We start from the raw sequence: 18,316 nt of genomic DNA on the forward strand, positions 1-18,316 counted from the left end.
GTCCGTCACCGGTCGATCGGCGTCTGGGCCGCCGCGACCGGCGGCCCGGCCCGCAGCCCGTACCCGATCAGCCCCGCGAGCAGCAGCACCGCGCCGGTGACCGCGGCGGCCCGGTCGCCGGCCGGCTGGATCAGCCAGAACGCCGCCCGTTTCCACGCCTCCGGCGCGTCCGGCGTCCCGAAGGCCTGCACTCCCGCCCAGAGGATCGGCGCCTGCCAGGCGTACCCGGCCCCGAACAGCGCGGCGGTCAGCCCGGCCAGACCGACCAGCCCGGCCGCGTTGCGCACGATCTGTCCGGCCGGCCCGAACTCCGCGCCGGCCAGCCGGGTCGCGAGCAGCAGCCCGGCCACGATCGCGGCGGCCGTCACCAGGTGCGCGACCCGGCGCGGCGGCCACGGCAGGGCCACGGTGCGTTCCAGCGCCGCGTCGGTGCCGCCCAGCGTCGGCACCAGCGGTGCCATGGCCAGCGCCGCGGTCAGCACCGCCAGGCCCGGATAGATCGCCAGATCCCCCGCGAGCCATCGCCACCCGCCTGCGACCAGCGCGATCGCGCCGGCCGAGATCGCGACCGCGGCCGGTGCGCGCCGCGCCCGCAGGTGCAGCACCAGCCCCGGCGTCACGCCGGCACCTCGCCGGTGAGCCGCGCCATCAGGTCCGGCTCGCAGCGGGCGGCGGCGTCACGAACCGCCGTCACGCGTGCCAGCTGCTCCTCCTTCGGCAGTTCACGCAGCGCGCGCAGCCGTTCCCGGACCTCCGGCTGCAGGTCCGACCAGCCCCAGTAGCCGAACCCGGGCTCCCACACCCGGAAGTCGCCGGTGCCGAGCAGCCAGGCCCCGGCCACCATCAGCGGGACGTCCTCCTGTGCACCGCAGCCGGTCAGGTAGGTGCCGCCGCCCATCGCGATCCGCGCGGCCACGCCCGGGTCACCACCCTCGGTGGAGCTGTAGTCCACGACGAAGTAGACGGTGCCCGGCTCGTCGTACGGCGCGAACCGGTACCACTGTTCGCTGCTGTGATCACCGATCGTGTGCAGCCGGATCTCGGCCGCCCGGGTCGGCGCGCCGGGCAGCACGGCGAGCGCGGCGAGCCCGCGGCGCACCTCCGGGACCACCTGCGGCAGCAGGTACGCGTGCGCCGCGGTCACGCACACCTCCGGCTCGCCGTCCGCGCAGACCAGGCGCTGCGCGGACGGCTCCAGCCGCCAGTGCCCGGCCGGGCCCGGCGCGGCGATCAGCACCAGCCCCGCCAGACCCGCGGCCAGTACCACGCCGGCACCCGCGCGGGACAGCCAGGACCGGCCCGCGATCAGCAGGAGCCCGGCGATGACCAGACCGGCCGCGAGCGCGAGCCGGGCGAGCAGCGCCGCGGCGGTCGGCGTCTCCCAGACCGTCGCGGGTGCGGGCTCCGGCGTGAACGTCAGGTTCGACCACCGGTCGTAGGCGCCGGTGAGCTGTGGCGGGCGGGCCTGCACCACCAGCAGCGCGGCCGCGAGCAGCGGCGGCAGGACCGGCGACGACCAGGCCCGGCCGGCCGCGATCCCGAGCCAGGCCGCGCCGGTCAGGGTCAGCGCGGCGATCACCGGGAGCACGCCGCCGGCCACGTCGAGCATCCCGCCACCGGCCGCGACCAAGACCAGGCAGACCGAGCCGACCAGCAGGTACGGACCCGCGACCGCGATGCCCAGCGCCGCCGTCGACGGCAGGAACCGCTGCCAGCGCGGCCGGCCGGTGCTCTCCAGCAGCTCCACGGCCCGCACGCGGATCTCCCGGCGGCCGACCATCGCGCCGCAGGCCGCCGCGAGCGGCAGCAGCAGGCTCAGCCCGGTGGCCAGTTCGTGGCCGGCCAGCACCGCGGAGGCCCGCCAGTAGTCGTAGATGGTGCCGATGTGCGCCGCGGCGAGCGCCAGCATCAGCAGCGCGGTGACCAGGGACGCGGAACGGCGCAGCTCGGTGCGGATCACCCGGGTCATCGGCCGTCCCGGTGCCGGGTGAGCAGCAGGGAGTAGCCGCGCTCGGCCGGGCTGTCGCCGACGCCGCCCTGCTCGCCGAGCCGGGTCAGGTCCGCGGGCGTGCCCTGGAACACGTGCGTGCCGGCGTTGATCAGCACCACGTCGGTGCAGGCCGCCACCACGTCCTCGACCAGGTGCGTGGAGACCAGCACGCAGGCGTCCGTGCCGAGGTCGCGCAGCAGCTCGCGGAACTCGACGCGCTGCTCCGGGTCGAGACCGACGGTCGGCTCGTCGAGCAGCAGCAGCGCCGGGTCGTTCACGATCGCCTGGGCGATCCCGGCCCGGCGCAGCATGCCGCCGGAGAGTGTCCTCAGCTTCGCCCCGGCCCGGTCGGTGAGCCGCACCCGGTCGATGGCCCGCTGCGCCGCGCCCGGGATCTCCGCCCGTGGCACCTCCCGCATCCAGGCCATGTACTCGACGTACTCGCGGACCGTGAACCTCGGGTAGAAGCCGAACTGCTGCGGCAGGTAGCCGAGCCGGCGGCGCATGCCGCGCAGCGCCCGGCCGCCCGCGGTGGCGTCCGTGCCGAGCAGCGACAGCGTGCCGCCGGCCGGCGTGACCACGGTCGCCAGCGCCCGCATCAGCGTGGTCTTGCCGGCGCCGTTCGGGCCGAGCAGCCCGTGCACGCCGGTGCCGAGCCGCAGGTCGAGCCCGGCCACCGCGAGGTGCCGGCCGGCCCTGACCTGAAGTCCTTCGGCCCGCACGTCCCAGGCGTGCAGCCTGGGACTCACTTCCTCCGCGCTGATCACGCGCATCATGTCTCCTGGGTAGGGGGCCGGCGCCGGCGGAGACGTCCGTCGGCGCGCAGTAGGGCGAGTACGGTGCAGATCACGGCCGCGACGGTCCACGCGGGCACGCCCTCGGCGCGGATCATCGGGGGTACGGCCGAGGTGAGCACGGCGGGTGCGACGATCGCGGCGGTCCAGGCACCGGCCAGCACGCCGGCCGCCCGGGTGATGCCGATCCGGCTGCCCAGCAGCAGCGTCGCGGACGTGCAGGTGATCGCGGGCAGCAGCCACATCGCCAGCGACTCGCCGAGCAGCAGCCCGGCCGCGGCGAGCGCGGGCAGCGTGACCGCGAGGACCGCGAGGGTACGCCGCAGCACCAGTTCCAGGCCGCCGCGCGGCATCCCGGCGACCGTCTCCCACGCCGGGTCGGCCCGCCGGGACCAGGCGACCGCGAGGCCACCCATCGGCGCGAACGGCGCCAGCACCAGCACGATCGACGGGAACTCCGGATAGGACCGGTCCAGCAGGTACGTGGCCAGCACCGCGACCGCCGCGGTCGCGGCCCAGCCGAGCAGTGACCAGCTCGCCCACCGGCGCCACCGGTGCCGGGCCGGTGCGGGCCGCGGGCCGGTCGCCGCCGCGTCGAGGACCGTGCGCCGGGCGACGTCCAGCAGGTCCCGGACCGGCGGGCCGGCGCGGTCCGCGAGCCGGGCCCGGCACTGCGCGCACGTGTCCAGGTGCGCCTCCACGCCCCAGGCCGTGACGTCGTCCAGCCGGGGGTCCCCGGCGGCGTACGCGGTCAGCACCTCGGTGGTGACGTGGACCGTCATGACAGCGCCTCCCGCAGTGCGGCGCGGGCCCGGCGCGCGCGGCTCTTCACCGTGCCCTCGGGCAGGCCGAGCAGCACGGACGTCTCCCGCACGGTGAACCCGTCGAGCACCATCGCGCGCAGCACCGCGCGCAGCTCCGGCGCGAGGTCGGCCAGCGCCGCCCCGATCTCGTCGCCGACCGCGCCGGCCAGCGCCTCCTCGTCCGCGCCCGGCACCGCGGGCACCGGCAGCGTCTCCGCGGGTGTCTCCGGGCGGCGGGCCTGCCGCCGCAGCGCGTCGACGAGCCGGCGGGCCGCGATCGTCCACAGCCAGCCGGTTGCGCCGCCGTCACCGCCGGCGACCGCGGCGAACGAGCCCGCGGCACGCCATACCGTGAGGTACGTGTCCTGCAGCACCTCGGCGGCCAGCTGCTCGTCCGGGCAGCGTCGGCGCAGGCGCAGGAACAACCACGGTGACGTGCGCCGGTACAGCTCGTCGAACGCGGCCAGGTCGGCCCGCGCGATCCGCCGCAGCAGACCCGCCTCGTCGTCCTCGCTCGCTCTCACACCCGGTAGATCGCACCGGGCCCGGCACCCGGATCATCCCGCGAGGTGACGCCGGTCACATCATCGAGGACTGCCGGTCACCCTCCTCGCGCAGGATCGCGGCGTGCAGCCACGCGTCCGGGATGCCGAAGCCGTCCACCAGCGCGGCCATCCGCGGGCGCAGCTCGGTGAGCAGGTCGTTCACGGCGCCGGTGACCGCCTTCGCGCGGGCCGGGGTGAGCCGCTCGTGCTCCAGGAACCAGCCCTTGTCCGCCTCGATCGTGCTCAGCGCGTACAGATCGCAGACCTTGTTCAGCAGCGCCTTCGTCTCCGGATCCGTGGCCTCCTCGACGCCGGCCGTGAACGCCTCCAGCACGATCCGGTGCACGTGTGCCTGAGCCGCCTCCAGCACGTGGTCCTGGACGTCGTTGAAGATGTCGAACGGCCGGTCCCGCTTCGTCTCCGCGCCCCGGCGCAGCCGCCGGACCGCGCCCTCCAGCAGGTGCTTCTCCCGGTCCTCGAACATGCTCAGGTGCCAGCCGCGCTCGGTCAGCCCGACGCTCGCGTCGCCACGCTTCGGCACCGCGTCGACCAGCCGGGTGATCAGCGTCCGGGCCGCGGTGCGCTCCAGGACCATCTCGCGGACCTGCTCGGCCGCGAACGCGGCCTTGCCCCAGCCGTCCAGCGACCCGAACGCGTCCCGGTAGCCGGTGAGCAGACCCTTCCCGACCAGCTGCAACAGGACCGTGTTGTCGCCCTCGAACGTGGTGAACACGTCGGTGTCCGCCTTCAGGCCGGGCAGCCGGTTCTCCGCGAGGTAGCCGGCGCCGCCGCACGCCTCCCGGCACATCTGGATCGTCCGGGTCGCGTTCTGCGTCTGCATCGCCTTCAGCCCGGCCGCGCGCGACTCCAGCTCCCGCTGCCGCCGGTCCTCCACCTCACCGCCGCCGGCCAGCGCGTCGGAGAGGTCACGGACCAGGAACTCCTGGGCGAACGTGTACGCGTAGGAGCGCGCCACCGCGGTCAGCAGCTTGCGGCGGTGCGCGAGGTAGTCGTTGAGCACGATCTCCTGGTCCGAGTCCGGCGCGGTGAACTGCCGGCGGGTCTCGCCGTACCGGACCGCGATGGTCAGTGCGCTCTTCGCCGCCGCGGAGGCGGACCCGCCGACGCTGACCCGCCCGCGGACCAGCGTGCCGAGCATGGTGAAGAACCGGCGCGTGTCGTTGTCGATCGAGCTGGTGTACGTGCCGTCCGGCGCCACCTGGCCGTAGCGGTCGAGCAGCATGTCCCGCGGGACCCGGACGTGGTCGAACGAGATCCGCCCGTTGTCCACGCCGAGCAGCCCGGCCTTCGCACCGGCGTCGCCGATCGTCACGCCCGGCGCCGGCGCACCGGCGTCGTCGCGGATCGGCACCAGGAACGCGTGCACGCCGTGCCGCCGCTCGCCCACGATCAGCTGCGCGAAGACGACCGCCATCCGCCCGTCCCGGGCCGCGTTTCCGATGTAGTCCTTGCGCGCCGCCTCGTACGGTGTGTGCAGGTCGAAGCTCTCGGTCCCGGGGTCGTAGACCGCGGTGGTGCGCAGCCGCTGCACGTCCGAGCCGTGCCCGGTCTCGGTCATCGCGAAGCAGCCCAGGACGTCGCCGGAGATGATCCGCGGTAGCCACGCCTCGTGGTGCCGGCGGGTGCCGAGCGAGAAGACCGCGCCACCGAACAGACCCCACTGGACACCGGCCTTCACCATCAGCGACAGGTCGACCTGGGCCAGCATCTCGGTCGCCACCATGGACCCGCCGGGGTCGCCCGCGCCGCCGAACTCCGCCGGGAATCCGGTGGCCACGCCGACCTCGGCCGGAATCTGGCGGACCAGCCGGCTGATCCGCTCCCGCGCCTGCGGGCCGGTCTCCCCGGGCACGGTCACGAACCGGTCGTCGAGCTTGTCCCGGGCGGACTGGCGCAGCGACGCCCAGCGCCCGTCCAGCACCTCACGCAGGCGGTTCGGCAGATCATCCGTCATACGTTCGATAGTGCCCCAAGATCGTATGAGCCATGCCCGCTACGGCGCTGACTCGCGCCTCGTGGGACTCGCGTCACCCCACGTGACCATATACAGTGCGGGTGGGAGAACCGCGCCGTTCTGACATGAGGGGACGCGTTCTTCCGTATCCTCGGAGCGGGTCCATGACCAGCCAGCCGCTGTACGAAGACCCGGACGACTTCCTGCGCATCGACCCCGCCCCGGCCGAGCCGGGCGGCCCGGTGGTACTGCACGTCCGTGGCGACCTCGACCGGGACACCGCCGACCTGCTGACGTCGACGTTCGGTCAACACCTGATCACGTCCCGGGCGGCCCGGGTGGAGGTGAGCCTGGCCGAGGTGCGGTTCGTCGACGCGGCCGGGGCTCGCTGCCTGCTGAGCTGCCGGAAAGCCGCGGAAGCCGCCGGGGCCACGATGACGGTGCGCGACCCGTCACCCCCGGTCGTGCGGGTGCTGGACGCGCTGCGCCTGCTCGACCGACTCGGTCTGGCCGGCGAGCCGGGTCCGGAAGCCCGGGTCGCCGGCGCGACGTCCGCACACGCCGCACCGGCGACCCACGGCCCGGAGAACCCGCGGGAACAATCCGCCAAGCTGCGCCGGGCGGCCCAGGAACTCACGGCGCGGGCACGCGAGGTCGTCGACCAGAGCCGGACCATCCGCGGAGCGGGCGGCTGAGCCACCGGCCGCCGCCGGTCAGCCGTCCCCCGGATCGCCCAGCTGGCCGGTCCGGGTGAGGTGGCGGGCGACGTCGACGAGCTTGACGTTGGCGTTCTGGCTGACCCTTACCAGCAGCTGGAACGCCTGGTCGGCGGTCACATTGTGGCGTTCCATCAGGATGCCCTTGGCCTGCCCGATGACGTCACGCACGGAGATGGCGTTGGTCAGGTGCTGCTCGCGCTGGGCACCGGCCATCGCGACCGCGGCGTGCGCGGCGAACAGCAGCCCGATGTGCTCGGACTCGTCGTCGAACGCCTTCGTGCTGCGCGAGTAGAGGTTCAGCGCGCCCAGGTTGCCCGCGACGACGTACAGCTGGAACGACAGCATGCTGCGGATCCCGAGGTCCACCGCGCGGCGGCTGAAGTCCGGCCAGCGATGCTCGGTGGCCATGTCGGACAGGCGCACGGTCTGCTGCCGGTACATGGCGTCCAGGCACGGTCCCTCCCCGGATTCGTACTGCGCGTGGTCGACGCGCTGCACGACCTCGTCGGTGGCCGACGGCGTGTCGATCCGGCGCCGGGCGTACACGACCATCAACCCGGCGTAGTCCGCCCCGGGGACGGTCTGCACCGCGGCGGCGACGATGCCGTCCAACGTGTCCTGCAGGCTGTCCTCCTGCTGGAGGGAGCGCGCCATCTCGCCCATCTGCGCCGCGAGATCGTTCAGGCTCCCGCGGCCGGTGTAGTCGATCGACGGCTGCCCCTGCCCGCCACGGCTGCGGCCGTGGGCGGTCTGCTCGGCCATTGTCGTTCCTTCCTTCCCCGGGGCTGTGCGACCCGGACGAACCCATCATGCCGTCGGGGGCGGTGACCGGCACGACGTCCCGATCGCCACACCGGTACGGCCACCGTGCGGGCGACTCACCCGTTCGAGGACGGGTCCCTGTCAGGGGCGCACCGCGCGCGGCGGGGTGTCCAGATCGCGCCATGTCAACTTTGAACCAGTGCGACGAAACACTCCGGTAAACAACCGGCGACGATCATGCGTGCAGCGAACAACGCGTGAAGGAGCCATCATGCTCGGTCGTCTGCTCGCCGCGGTCCTGGTCGGGACCACGGCGATACCCACAGTGGCCGCACCCGCGGCCGCCGCACCGGCGACCGCCGCCGTACCGGCCGGGGCGCCGGTCCGGGTGCTCACGCTGGTCACCGGCGACCGGGTGACGCTGACCGAGGCGGCGGCCGGACGGTACGCGGCCACGGTCACGCCCGCGCCCGGGCGGGAGGCGGTCGGCTTCCACACGTACCAGGGCGACGGGAGTCTGAAGGTCGTCCCGGAGGACGCGGTCGCGCTGATCGGCGCCGGGCGCGTCGACGCGGACCTGTTCGACGTGGAGCGACTGCTCGCGCAGGGTTACGGCGACGCGGACACCGGCACGCTGCCGCTGATCGTGCGGGGTGGCGGCACCGGCCCGCGCACGGCCGGCACCCCGCTGGGCGGGATCGGCGCTACCGCGATCGCACCCGCGAAGAACACGCTCGCGAACTTCTGGGCGGAACAGACCGGCACGCGGGCCCGGGCGGCGGGCCAGGCGACGATCTACCTGGACGGCCGCGTCCGGGCGTCGCTGGACCGCAGCGTCGCGCAGGTCGGCGCGCCGGCCGCGTGGGCGAAGGGCCTGGACGGCAGCGGCGTCACGGTCGCGGTGCTGGACACCGGCGTCGACGCGACGCACCCGGACCTGGCCGGCCGGATCACCGAGGCGCGGAACTTCAGCACGAGCGCGGACGTGGTGGACCGGCACGGTCACGGCACCCACGTCGCGTCCACCGTGGCCGGGTCCGGCGCGGCGTCCGGCGGCACCCGGCGCGGCGTCGCACCCGGCGCGGACCTGCTGATCGGGAAGGTGCTCGGCGACGACGGCTACGGCCAGGAGTCGGACATCATCGCGGCGATGGAGTGGGCCGCCGAGGCCGGTGCGGACGTGGTCAACATGAGCCTGGGCGGCGACCCGACCGACGGCCTAGACCCGATGAGCCTGGCGGTCGACGAGATCAGCGCGGACACCGGCACGCTGTTCGTGATCGCGGCCGGTAACCACGGCGAGAGCGGCGACTCCACCGTGGGCACGCCGGGCAGCGCCGCAGCCGCGCTCACGGTCGGTGCGGTCGACCGGAACGACCGGATGGCGAGCTTCTCCAGCCGCGGGCCGCGGGCCGGTGACCTCGGGCTGAAGCCGGAGATCACCGCGCCCGGCGTGGAGATCGTGGCCGCCCGCGCGGCCGGTACCGCCATGGGCACGCCGGACGGCGCGCACTACACCGCGGCGTCCGGCACGTCGATGGCCACGCCGCACGTGGCCGGTGCGGCCGCGATCCTCGCCCAGCAGCACCCGGACTGGACCGGCGCGCAGCTCAAGGCGGCGCTGACCAGCAGCGCGAAGACCGTGACCGGCGACTCCGTGTGGGCGCAGGGCACCGGCCGGCTCGACCTGGCCCGCGCGGTCACCCAGACCGTCGTCGCCAGCCCGGTCGCGGACTTCGCCCGGCAGACGATCACCTCCCCGGCCGCGACGCGGACCGTGACGTACACCAACGCCGGCGCACAACCGGTCACGCTGACGCTCACCGCGCCGTCGTTCGCCACGCTCGCGGCCCGGACCGTGACCGTCCCGGCGGGTGGGACCGCCACGGTCGCGGTCACCATCGCGTTCGCGGGCCGGCAGCCCGGCCGGCTCAGCGGCTGGCTGACCGCGGCCGCGACCGGCGGTGTGGCGGTGTCCACCGCGGTCGGCGCCGTCGTCGACGGCCCGGTGCACCGGGTCACGATCAAGGGGGTGGACCGCACCGGTGCGCCCGCGTTCATCCCGGCGCTGACCGTGTTCGGTGACGACAGCCGGTTCGACCAGATGCGATCCGCGAGCCCGGAGGGCGAGACCGTCGAGCTGCAACAGGGCACGTACTTCCTGACCGCCACGATCGACCAGGACCAGCGGTCGGACAACTTCGTCACGCTCCCGGAGCTGACCGTCGACCGGGACATGACCGTGCTGCTGGACGCGCGCCACGGCACCCCGATCCGGATCGAGACGCCGCGCACGGCCGTACCGACGTCGGTCACCAGCTACTACGCGCACCGGGTCACCGGCACCGGCCGGGACCTGGCGCACGGCGTGATGCGGTTCAGCGGCACCACGGACATCTACGTGTCGCCGACCGCGCCGGTGCGGGCCGGGTCGTTCGAGTTCTCCTCGCGCTGGCAGCTGGTCGCACCGCAGGTCCAGGCGTCGGTGCCGGGCCTCGGCCCGATCCGCGCGTCGCTGGCCAGCACGTCCCCGGTCTACGACGGGCGGCGCACGTTCCCGCTCGCGGCCGCGGACGCGAGGAACCTGCGCGGCCGGGCGGTGCTGGTCACCGACACCGGCGACGAGGACTTCACCCGGTACGCCGCGGCCGGCGCGGCCGCGGTCGTGCTGATCCAGGAGCCGGGCGTCGACCCGTGGACCGGCTGGAACCCGGCTGCCACGGAACGCCTCGCGCTGCCCGCGATCAAGGTGTCGCACGAGGACGGCCGGCGGATGCTGCGCGGGCCGGGCACGCTCGACCTGACGCTGGCCACGTCCAGCCCGTACCTCTACGACGTCGTCCAGGTCTCCCCCGGCCGCATCCCGGCGCGGGTCACGCACGCGGTGACCACCGCGAACACCCAGCGGATCACCACACGGTACGCGCACAACGGCGGCCTGGAATGGATCAAGGAGCAGCGGTTCGCGTGGCGGCCGTGGCAGGAGTTCGCCTGGAACGACACGGCCCGGACCGCACGGACGCCATCCGTGCGCGAGGAATGGGTCTCGGCCGGTGACTCCCAGTGGTGGCACCTGGTCAACCACGCGTACCCGTGGGACTCGTTCGGCCCGCTGCAGTCCGGCTTCGGTGGCGCGGTCACCTCCTACCGGCCCGGCGCCGGCGCGGAGACGTGGGCGGCGCCGGTGGTCCGGCCGGCCGACACCGGCTCCACCCGCGACGGTGACACACTGCGGCTGCGGGTGGCCGAGTTCGTCGACGGCGACGGGCACTGGACCAGCGCGTACCCGGGCGAGTCCACGGCCGCGTTGTGGCGCGACGGCGTCAAGGTCGCCGACCTGGCGAACGGCTACCAGAACGTGGCCACGACGCCGGGCCGGTCCGCCTACCGGTTGCGGATCACCACGGCGCGGGACGGGGACGACTGGCGGTACGGCACCCGGACGGAGACCGTGTGGGGCTTCACGTCCGCAACCGGCACCGGCGCGCTGCCGCTGCTGGGCGTGGACTACGAACCGAGCCTGCTCGGCGTGCGGCTCGGGTTCACGGCCAGGCTGTCGGCGCTGACCGTGGAGTTCTCCACGGACGAGGGGCGCACCTGGCTGCGGACGGTCACGCTCGGCGAGCTGGCGCTGGTGCCACGCGGTGGTGACGAGCCGGTGTCGCTGCGGGTGACCGCGAAGGACACGGCCGGGAACACGCTCACCCAGACCGTGATCCGCGCTTTCTGACCTGCCCCCACCCCTCGCGGGAGCCGGGCGGCCCACATCCGGCGGGCCACCCGGCTCCCGCCTCATGCGATGGGCTGCCCGCCTTCGGTTGCCGGGTGGGCGGCCGCGAAGCGGTCCAGCGCGTCCATCACGCGGCCGCGGGCCTCCGCGGAGCCGACGTGGCCGGCGTTCCCCACGATCTGCAGTTCCGCACCGGGCCAGGCCTTGGACAGCTCCCACGCGGTGTGCAGCGGCCCGCCGAGGTCCAGCCGTCCGTGGATCAGCACGCCGGGGATCCCGGCCAGCCGGCCCGCGTCCCGGATCAGCTGCCCCTCGGCCAGCCACGCACCGTGGGCGAAGTACCGCGCGCAGATCCGCACGAACGCGATCCGGTCCGCCGGTGGCCGCTCGGTATAGACGTTCTTCGCGTCGCCCGGCTCCCCGGAGAGCACCGCGTCCTCCCAGGCGCACCAGTCCAGGGTGGCCCTCTCCCGTACGGCCGGATCCGGGTCCTCCATCAGCCTGGCGTAGGCGGCGACCACGTCGTCTCCGCCCCCACCGGCGTCCCGGAACCGCTCCCACTGCTCGGGGTAGAACCGCCCGACGCCACGGTAGAGCCAGTCGATCTCGGAACGCCGCGTGGTGGTGACCGCCGCGATCACCATCTCCGACACCCGCGCCGGGTGCGTCTGCGCGTACGCCAGCGCCAGCGTCGACCCCCACGATCCGCCGTGCAGCAGCCAGCGGCCGATCCCGAGGTGTTCGCGCAGCCGCTCCATGTCCGCGATCAGGTGCGCGGTCGTGTTGTGCCGCATGTCCGTCGCCGGATCGGCCGCGTGCGGCGTGCTCCGGCCGCAGCCCCGCTGGTCGAACAGCACGATCCGGTAGCGGTCCGGATCGAACGGCCGGCGCCAGCCCTCCCCCGCGCCGGACCCGGGCCCGCCGTGCACCACCAGCGCGGGCTTGCCGTCCGGGTTTCCGCAGGTCTCCCAGTAGACCTGGTTCCCGTCGCCGACGTCGAGCAGGCCGCTGTCGTAGGGCTCGATCGGCGGATGAAGATCTCTCGTCATGTCCGGATACTCCCGTACCGCGGACCGCGGGGCCTTTGATTTAACCGCTCGCGGCTGATTCAACCGCTCGCGGCGTATATCCGGGGATCTGTCGGTCAACGGTCATTTTCGACCTCGGTCAAATCTGGATCGCGAAGCCCGCGCACACGTGCCAGGCTCCCACGCGGACGTGTTCACCGGCCGTTCCACTCTGTGGTCCGGACCACCGGCACCGTGGGCACGACGGCCGTTCCGGTCTCGGGATGCCGGTTCCGCACCACGGGGGAGCGGAACCGGCATCCTCACACAGCCGGGCGGCGGCGCAGCGCGGACGTGACCACGGCGAGCACGGACAGCGCGACCAGTGACAGGCACGGGCCGAACACCGTCCACGGCGCACGCTCCACGTACGGCAGACCCTCGGACAGCACCAGGCCCCAGTCCGGGACCGGAGGTTGCGGGCCGAGACCGAGGAAGCCGAGCGCGGCCAGCGCCAGCGCGATGCCGGGGATGCGGGCGACCGCGTGCCGGACCAGCGGCCCGAGCAGTCCCGGGACTATGTGCAACGCCAGCACCCGGACCGGGCCGACGCCGAGCACCGGCAGGATCCGGACGTACGGCTGGGCACGTGCCTCGGCGAGCAGCGCCGCGGTGTGCGCGGCCAGCGGGGCCCAGCCGACCGCGAGCACGGCCGCGGCCGCGGCGCCGGTGGACGGACCCGCGGCCGCGGCGACGAGCAGGCCGGACAGGACCGGCGGCGCCGCGTTGGTGATCTCGATCGGGCCGGTCGCGACGCGCGGCAGCAGACCGGCGAGCAGGCCGATCACCAGGCAGGCGGCGCACAGCAGCAGCGCGGTGCCGATCGTGGCGGCTGCGCCGTGACCGAGGCGGGCCAGCAGGTCCCGGCCGGACGCGTCCGCGCCGAGCGGCAGCGCCCACGACGGCGCGGCGAGCCGCCCACGGTTCGCCGCGTAGGGGTCCCGGAGCAGGCCCGCCACCGTCACCGTGGCCAGGACCAGCACCGCGGCCGCCGCGGTGATCCAGAGCCCGCGGCGCGGCACCGTCTGATGGTCGAACCCGGGCAGCGATCCGGTACGGACGGGTGCGCCCAGCATGCGGCGGCGCGCGACCGCGGCGGCGATCCCGGCCGCGACGCCGAGCAGCAGCAGGATCAGCACGCCGCCCTGCAGCACCGGCAGATCCTGGGTCTGCGCGGCGCCGAGCGTGACCCGGCCCAGGCCGGGGATCGCGAACACCCGCTCGACCGCGACCGCGCCGCCGGTCAGCCCGATGACGACCAGGCCGGCCTGCGGCACCAGGCTCGGCAGTGCCCGTCGCAGCAGCGCGGCACCGGTCCGGGCCCGGCCGGCACCGGCGGTGGCCCAGGTGGTCAGCCACGGCTCGTGCGCGGCGCGGGAGACCGCGTCCGCGCACAGCATGCCGATCAGGCCACCGGCCGGGACACCCAGCGCGAGCGCGGGCAGCACCGCGCTGTGCGGGCCGTCCCAACCGTACGGCGGGAACGCCCGCAGCCACACCGCACCCACGATCAGCAGCACGGACGCGAGCAGGAACTCGGGCAGCGCGGTCAGCGCGGCCGCGACCGCACCGCCGGACGTGCGCGGCCGGCCGCGGACCGCGGCACGCAGCGCGGGAGCGGTGAGCGCGGTCGCGACCACGATCGCCACGATCACGGCGAACGCCATCAGCGTGAGCGACACGCCGGCCGCGGCCAGCAGACCGGGCAGCACCGGCCGGCCGCTCACCCACGACGTGCCGAAGTCACCGCGCAGCACACCGGACAGCCAGCCGCCGAGCAGTGGGAGCGGCCCCGCGTCCAGGCCGAGCTGGGCCCGTACCGCCGCCAGCGCCTCCGGCGTCGCCTCCCGCTCGGCGGCCCGGCCCCGCAGCACGGTGAGCGCCGGGTCCCGCCCGGACAGCCAGGGCAGCAGCCCGACCAGCGCCACCACCGCGGCCACCGCGGACGTGCGGGACAGCCCGGTGATGACGGCGTCTGGCCGGATCAGCGCCGCGGCGGCTCTCCGGAGCGTGGCGCCGGCGCCGTCCCGCCACGGCCGGACGGCGTCCGCGAGCACCGGCCGCCCGGGTCGGGCGGCCGGCCGGCCGGGGTCGTGCGTCACGCCGGTGCGGTTCCGGACGTGATCAGCATGCGCTCCCGCGAGTCGCGTTCGACGGCCGTGAACGCGCCGGACTCGCCCTGAATGACGCGTTCGTGCAGCAGCGGCACGGCCGCGTCCGACTCGAGGATCAGCTTCTCGGCCTGCATGATCGCGGCTTGCCGTTGCGCGCCCGGCGCAGCCGCGGACGCCGCCTTCAGCGCCGCGTCGATCGCTGGGTCGCACAGCTGAGCAATGTTGAAGGAACCATCGCAGGCGAAGTCGCTGTACATGTACGCGACCGGGTCGCCGGAGTCGAGCACGGTGGCTCGGGACAGGATGAACGCGTCGAACGTACCGGCGAGCGCGTCCGCCTCGATCTGCGCGTACTCGCGGATCTCCTGTTCGACCGTGAACCCGGCCGCCTCCAGCTGCTGCTGCAACTGCACCGCGACCTCGGGCAGCTCGGCCCGGTCGGTGAACGTGGCCAGCACGATCGGCGTGCCGGTCACCGTCGCCGGTGCGGCCGGGGTGCGCTGCGGCCGGGCCGGTGCGGCCCACGGCAGCGCCGGGCCGAGCAGGCCGGCCGCGACGTCCGCGCGTCCCTCGTAGACGGTCGCCACGATCGGGTCGCGTTGCACGGCCGCGCGCGCCGCCGCACGCACCGCCGGGTCCTTGAACGCGCCCTTCTCGGTGTTCAGGTAGAGCGTGTTGGTACGCGGCATCGGCACCTCGTGGATCTGCGCCGCGTCGAGCAGCGCGGCCTGCGAGACCGGAACTGCCTCGACCACGTCCGCGGTGCCGGTGCGCAGCGCGGCCGCACGGGCGGTGCCGTCCGGCACGAAACTGACGTCGATCCCGGCCGCCTTCGCCGGGCCGCCCCAGTAGCCGTCGTAACGGTCCAGCCGCGCCGTGGTGGTGTCCGCCGAGACCAGCCGGAACGGGCCGGTACCGTGGCCGATCGGGTCGACCACACCGTCCGCGCCGTAGGCGGCCGCGGCCAGGATGGACAGCTGCGGGCTGGACAGCCGCTGCGGCACCAGCGGATCCGCGTCGCCGGTGGTGACCAGCACCGCGTCCGCGGGCGCGGCCGGGTCCGGCGTCACGGTCAGTTCGACGCCGTCCAGGATGCGCGGCCTCGGCGACGCCTTCGTCGCCGCGGTCAGCGTGGTGACGACCGACTCGACGGTGAACGGCGTGCCGTCGTGGAACGTGACGCCGTCCCGCAACTCGAACCGCCACGTTCGCGGATCTCCCTGCTGCGCGAACCCGGTCGCCAGCGCCGGCTGCGCCACCCCGTCCGCGTCCAGCGTCACCAGCGTCTCCGCGGTCGACCAGCGGGACAGCTTGAACGCGTCGTCGCTGAACGGGCTCAGCCCGCTACGAGGCGGCTGCAGCATCGCCAGCCGGACACGATCACCGGATCCGGCGCCGTCGCCGGAGGCCTCGGTGGTGCCGCCGAAGCAGCCACTCAGCAACAGGACGGCCGCCAGGGCGGCGGCCGGCAACGTCGTACGGGACACGATCACTCCGAGGGGTTGTGCGACGAACAGAAAATCAGGCAAGCCGGGGTACGGCGGCGAGCAGCGCCCGCGTCTCCGGGTGAGCCGGGCCGGCGAGCAGGCCGGCGGCGTCCCGGTCCTCGACGATCCGGCCGTCGTGCATCACCACGATCCGGTCGCAGAGCCTCGCCGCGACCGACAGATCGTGGGTGACCAGCAGCAGCGCGGTCCCGCGCCGCTCCGACAGCGTGCGCAGCGCGCCCGTCACCCGCGCCCGCAACGGCGGATCGAGCCCGCTGACCGGCTCGTCCGCGAGAATCAGCTGCGGTCCCGGGCTCCACGCCCGCGCGATCGCGACACGTTGCGCCTGACCGCCGGAGAGGTCCCGCACGCGTGCGCCGTGCAGCTCGGCCGGGATCTCCACGCTCTCCAGCGCCACGCGCGTGTCACCGTCGTCGCCGCGCAGCCGCCGGGCGGGCTCGGCCACGATGTCCCGCACCCGGGCACGCGGGTCCAGTGTGGACGCGGGATCCTGCGGTACGTACTGCACGATCCGCCGGAACCACCGCAGCCGCCGCACCGGACCGGGCGCGACCGGGCGGCCGGCACACCGCACCACGCCGGACTCCACCGCCTCCAGCGCGAGCAGTGCCCGCACCAGCGTGGACTTTCCGGAACCCGACCGGCCGACCAGCGCGACCCGCTCGCCGGCCGCGACGCTCAGGCCGACGCCGCGCAGCACCGGCCGCGGCCGGCCCGGATAGGTGTGGACCAGGTCCGCACACTCCAGCACCGCGGTCATCGCCCGCTCACCGTGGCCGTCCCGGCCGGCCACACGGGCCACGCGATCGGCACACCGTCCACGCACCGGCCACCGGCGACGGCGGCTCGCCACCGCGCGACGATCACCGTGCTTGCCGGAGCAGCCGGAGCAGCCGGGGCCGCGGGGATCGCGCGTCGCGCCGTGGCCCGGCGAACCGGGGACGCCGGGATCGCGTGCCGCACCGCGACGGGAACACCCGGGGCTGCCGGGTTCGCGCGCCCGGTCACAGCGTGGCCGCCCGGGCGTGCCGGACCAGCTCGCGGGTGTGCGGGTGGCGGGGTGCGCCGAGCACGGTGGGCAGCGGGCCGTCCTCGGCCACGATGCCGTCGTGCATGACCACGACGCGGGTGCAGAGCGCGGCCGCGACGGCGAGATCGTGGGTGATGAACAGCAGCGCCGGCTGGCCGGGGCCGCCGGTCCGGTCGCGCAGCAGCTCGACGATCGCGGCCTGCGTGATCACGTCGAGTGCGGTGGTCGGCTCGTCCGCGACGATGAGCGGCGGCCGGGCGGCGAGCGCCACGGCCAGGCAGACCCGCTGGCGCTGACCGCCGGAGAGCTCCCCCGGGTACCGGTCCGCCGTGTCCGCCGGCAGCCCGACCGCGTCCAGCAGCTCCGCCACCAGCGCGCGGACATCGTGGCCACCGCGCACCGGCATCCCGGCCAGGCTCCGCGTGAATCGGCCCCGGCGCACCGGCGTCTCGGCGGCGGGCCGGAGCCCGTGCCCCGCCGTCTCGGGCGTGGTGCGGGAGGCGCGGAGAGGCAGGGCGATCTGGGCGCCTACGGGGATCAACGGGTGCAGCGCCAGTGCGGAGTCCTGGAGGACGGCGGCGGCGCGGCAGACCGGCAGGCGGACGGCCGCGGGGGTGTCGAGGACCTCATGGCCGGCGATGCGGAGGCTGCCGGTGGCGTGCAGGCCGCTCGGCAGCGCACCGAGGATCGCACGGGCCGTGAGGCTCTTGCCGGAACCGGACGCGCCGACGATCGCGACGCGCTCGCCCGCTGCGCAAGCCAGATCGACACCGGGGACGAGGGCACGGCCGCGCCGGTGCACGGCCAGCCCGGCTACGGCCAGCACCCGCTCACCCACGATTCACCCTCCCGGAAACGAAAACAGTTTTCGTTACGGGTGGCGACTGTACCGGCTGGTTCCGCTCGGTCCAACCCGGGGTCGGCGCGAGGAGACACCCGCGACCAGCAGACCCGCGCGAGCGCGCTCACCACGACGGCACTGATCAGTGGCAGCACACCCCGTCACCGATCACCGAGGCCGGCGCACGGCGCCCCCTGGACACACCGGCGGCCGCGATCGCCGCCACGATCGAAGATCCGGCCCGGGGCGGATCCGGCTTTCGGCACGCGATGCCGGTCAGCCGCGGACCTCGTCCCGGACGAACGCGCAGGAGCTCCGGCTGGTGCCACGATCGCCGAGTGCCGATTCCCGTTCCACAGTAGAGCGACCGGCCTGACCATTCGTCGAGTTGCCGATTCCCCAGCGTGATCGTTTAGTCGGCCCGGCGCGGGGAATTCG

At 74.7% G+C, this 18,316-nt stretch carries 14 protein-coding genes; 2 read left to right on the forward strand and 12 right to left on the reverse strand.

Features of this window, described 5'->3' with window-relative positions; genetic code table 11:
• Nucleotides 1–5: 5 nt before the first annotated feature.
• The 6 genes from J2S42_RS03935 to J2S42_RS03960 are packed head-to-tail and all read right to left on the reverse strand — an operon-like array spanning nt 6 to nt 6,107.
• A complete protein-coding gene (locus J2S42_RS03935; protein WP_307235285.1) occupies nt 6–620 on the reverse strand; it encodes a hypothetical protein in 615 nt (204 codons plus the stop codon).
• A complete protein-coding gene (locus tag J2S42_RS03940; protein WP_307235287.1) occupies nt 617–1,969 on the reverse strand; it encodes a hypothetical protein in 1,353 nt (450 codons plus the stop codon). The genes J2S42_RS03935 and J2S42_RS03940 overlap by 4 nt, the downstream gene beginning before the upstream one ends.
• Nucleotides 1,966–2,766: an ATP-binding cassette domain-containing protein gene (locus tag J2S42_RS03945; RefSeq protein ID WP_307235289.1), complete on the reverse strand. Its 801-nt coding sequence runs from the start codon at nt 2,764–2,766 to the stop codon at nt 1,966–1,968. Before J2S42_RS03945 ends, J2S42_RS03940 begins: the two co-directional genes overlap by 4 nt.
• Nucleotides 2,763–3,566, reverse strand: a complete 804-nt coding sequence (locus J2S42_RS03950) for a zf-HC2 domain-containing protein (RefSeq protein ID WP_307235291.1) — start codon at nt 3,564–3,566, stop codon at nt 2,763–2,765. The genes J2S42_RS03945 and J2S42_RS03950 overlap by 4 nt, the downstream gene beginning before the upstream one ends.
• On the reverse strand, nt 3,563–4,111 hold the full coding sequence (locus J2S42_RS03955; RefSeq protein ID WP_307235292.1) for an RNA polymerase sigma factor: 549 nt from the start codon (nt 4,109–4,111) through the stop codon (nt 3,563–3,565). Before J2S42_RS03955 ends, J2S42_RS03950 begins: the two co-directional genes overlap by 4 nt.
• Nucleotides 4,112–4,166: 55 nt before the next feature.
• Complete coding sequence (locus J2S42_RS03960) at nt 4,167–6,107, reverse strand: acyl-CoA dehydrogenase family protein (RefSeq protein WP_307235294.1); 1,941 nt, start codon at nt 6,105–6,107, stop codon at nt 4,167–4,169.
• 164 nt (nt 6,108–6,271) lie between these two features.
• On the opposite strand from J2S42_RS03960, the gene J2S42_RS03965 reads away from it, so the two are divergent.
• On the forward strand, nt 6,272–6,802 hold the full coding sequence (locus J2S42_RS03965; RefSeq protein WP_307235296.1) for an STAS domain-containing protein: 531 nt from the start codon (nt 6,272–6,274) through the stop codon (nt 6,800–6,802).
• An 18-nt stretch (nt 6,803–6,820) separates the two neighbouring features.
• Here the strand turns inward: J2S42_RS03965 and J2S42_RS03970 are convergent, their stop codons facing one another.
• Nucleotides 6,821–7,588, reverse strand: coding sequence for a GAF and ANTAR domain-containing protein (locus J2S42_RS03970; protein ID WP_307235298.1), 768 nt, complete (start codon nt 7,586–7,588; stop codon nt 6,821–6,823).
• Nucleotides 7,589–7,859: 271 nt separating this feature from the next.
• Here J2S42_RS03970 and J2S42_RS03975 point away from each other — a divergent pair, with 271 nt between their 5' ends.
• A complete protein-coding gene (locus J2S42_RS03975) occupies nt 7,860–11,318 on the forward strand; it encodes a S8 family peptidase (RefSeq protein ID WP_307235300.1) in 3,459 nt (1,152 codons plus the stop codon).
• Nucleotides 11,319–11,380: 62 nt separating this feature from the next.
• Here J2S42_RS03975 and pip read toward each other — a convergent pair whose 3' ends face one another.
• From pip to J2S42_RS04000, 5 genes are all read right to left on the reverse strand, one after another.
• Nucleotides 11,381–12,367 (reverse strand): prolyl aminopeptidase, encoded by a 987-nt coding sequence (gene pip, locus J2S42_RS03980; protein ID WP_307235302.1) that lies wholly within the window; start codon nt 12,365–12,367, stop codon nt 11,381–11,383.
• A 281-nt stretch (nt 12,368–12,648) separates the two neighbouring features.
• Nucleotides 12,649–14,487, reverse strand: a complete 1,839-nt coding sequence (locus tag J2S42_RS03985) for an ABC transporter permease subunit (protein WP_307235304.1) — start codon at nt 14,485–14,487, stop codon at nt 12,649–12,651.
• Nucleotides 14,484–15,986: an ABC transporter substrate-binding protein gene (locus tag J2S42_RS03990; protein ID WP_307235306.1), complete on the reverse strand. Its 1,503-nt coding sequence runs from the start codon at nt 15,984–15,986 to the stop codon at nt 14,484–14,486. Before J2S42_RS03990 ends, J2S42_RS03985 begins: the two co-directional genes overlap by 4 nt.
• Before the next feature lie 34 nt (nt 15,987–16,020).
• Entirely contained in the window at nt 16,021–16,809 is a 789-nt protein-coding gene (locus J2S42_RS03995) for an ABC transporter ATP-binding protein (protein ID WP_307235308.1), read from the reverse strand.
• A 202-nt stretch (nt 16,810–17,011) separates the two neighbouring features.
• On the reverse strand, nt 17,012–17,875 hold the full coding sequence (locus tag J2S42_RS04000) for an ATP-binding cassette domain-containing protein (RefSeq protein ID WP_307235310.1): 864 nt from the start codon (nt 17,873–17,875) through the stop codon (nt 17,012–17,014).
• Nucleotides 17,876–18,316: the final 441 nt, after the last annotated feature.

Origin of the sequence: Catenuloplanes indicus, assembly GCF_030813715.1 — a bacterium.
Classification (GTDB): Bacteria; Actinomycetota; Actinomycetes; order Mycobacteriales; family Micromonosporaceae; genus Catenuloplanes; species Catenuloplanes indicus.

Coding starts and splice junctions, on each gene's coding strand:
- J2S42_RS03940 (WP_307235287.1), bottom strand. CDS start 1,969: ATGACCCGGGTGATCCGCACCGAGCTGCGCCGTTCCGCGTCCCTGGTC.
- J2S42_RS03945 (WP_307235289.1), bottom strand. CDS start 2,766: ATGATGCGCGTGATCAGCGCGGAGGAAGTGAGTCCCAGGCTGCACGCC.
- J2S42_RS03950 (WP_307235291.1), bottom strand. CDS start 3,566: ATGACGGTCCACGTCACCACCGAGGTGCTGACCGCGTACGCCGCCGGG.
- J2S42_RS03960 (WP_307235294.1), bottom strand. CDS start 6,107: ATGACGGATGATCTGCCGAACCGCCTGCGTGAGGTGCTGGACGGGCGC.
- J2S42_RS03965 (WP_307235296.1), top strand. CDS start 6,272: ATGACCAGCCAGCCGCTGTACGAAGACCCGGACGACTTCCTGCGCATC.
- J2S42_RS03970 (WP_307235298.1), bottom strand. CDS start 7,588: ATGGCCGAGCAGACCGCCCACGGCCGCAGCCGTGGCGGGCAGGGGCAG.
- J2S42_RS03975 (WP_307235300.1), top strand. CDS start 7,860: ATGCTCGGTCGTCTGCTCGCCGCGGTCCTGGTCGGGACCACGGCGATA.
- pip (WP_307235302.1), bottom strand. CDS start 12,367: ATGACGAGAGATCTTCATCCGCCGATCGAGCCCTACGACAGCGGCCTG.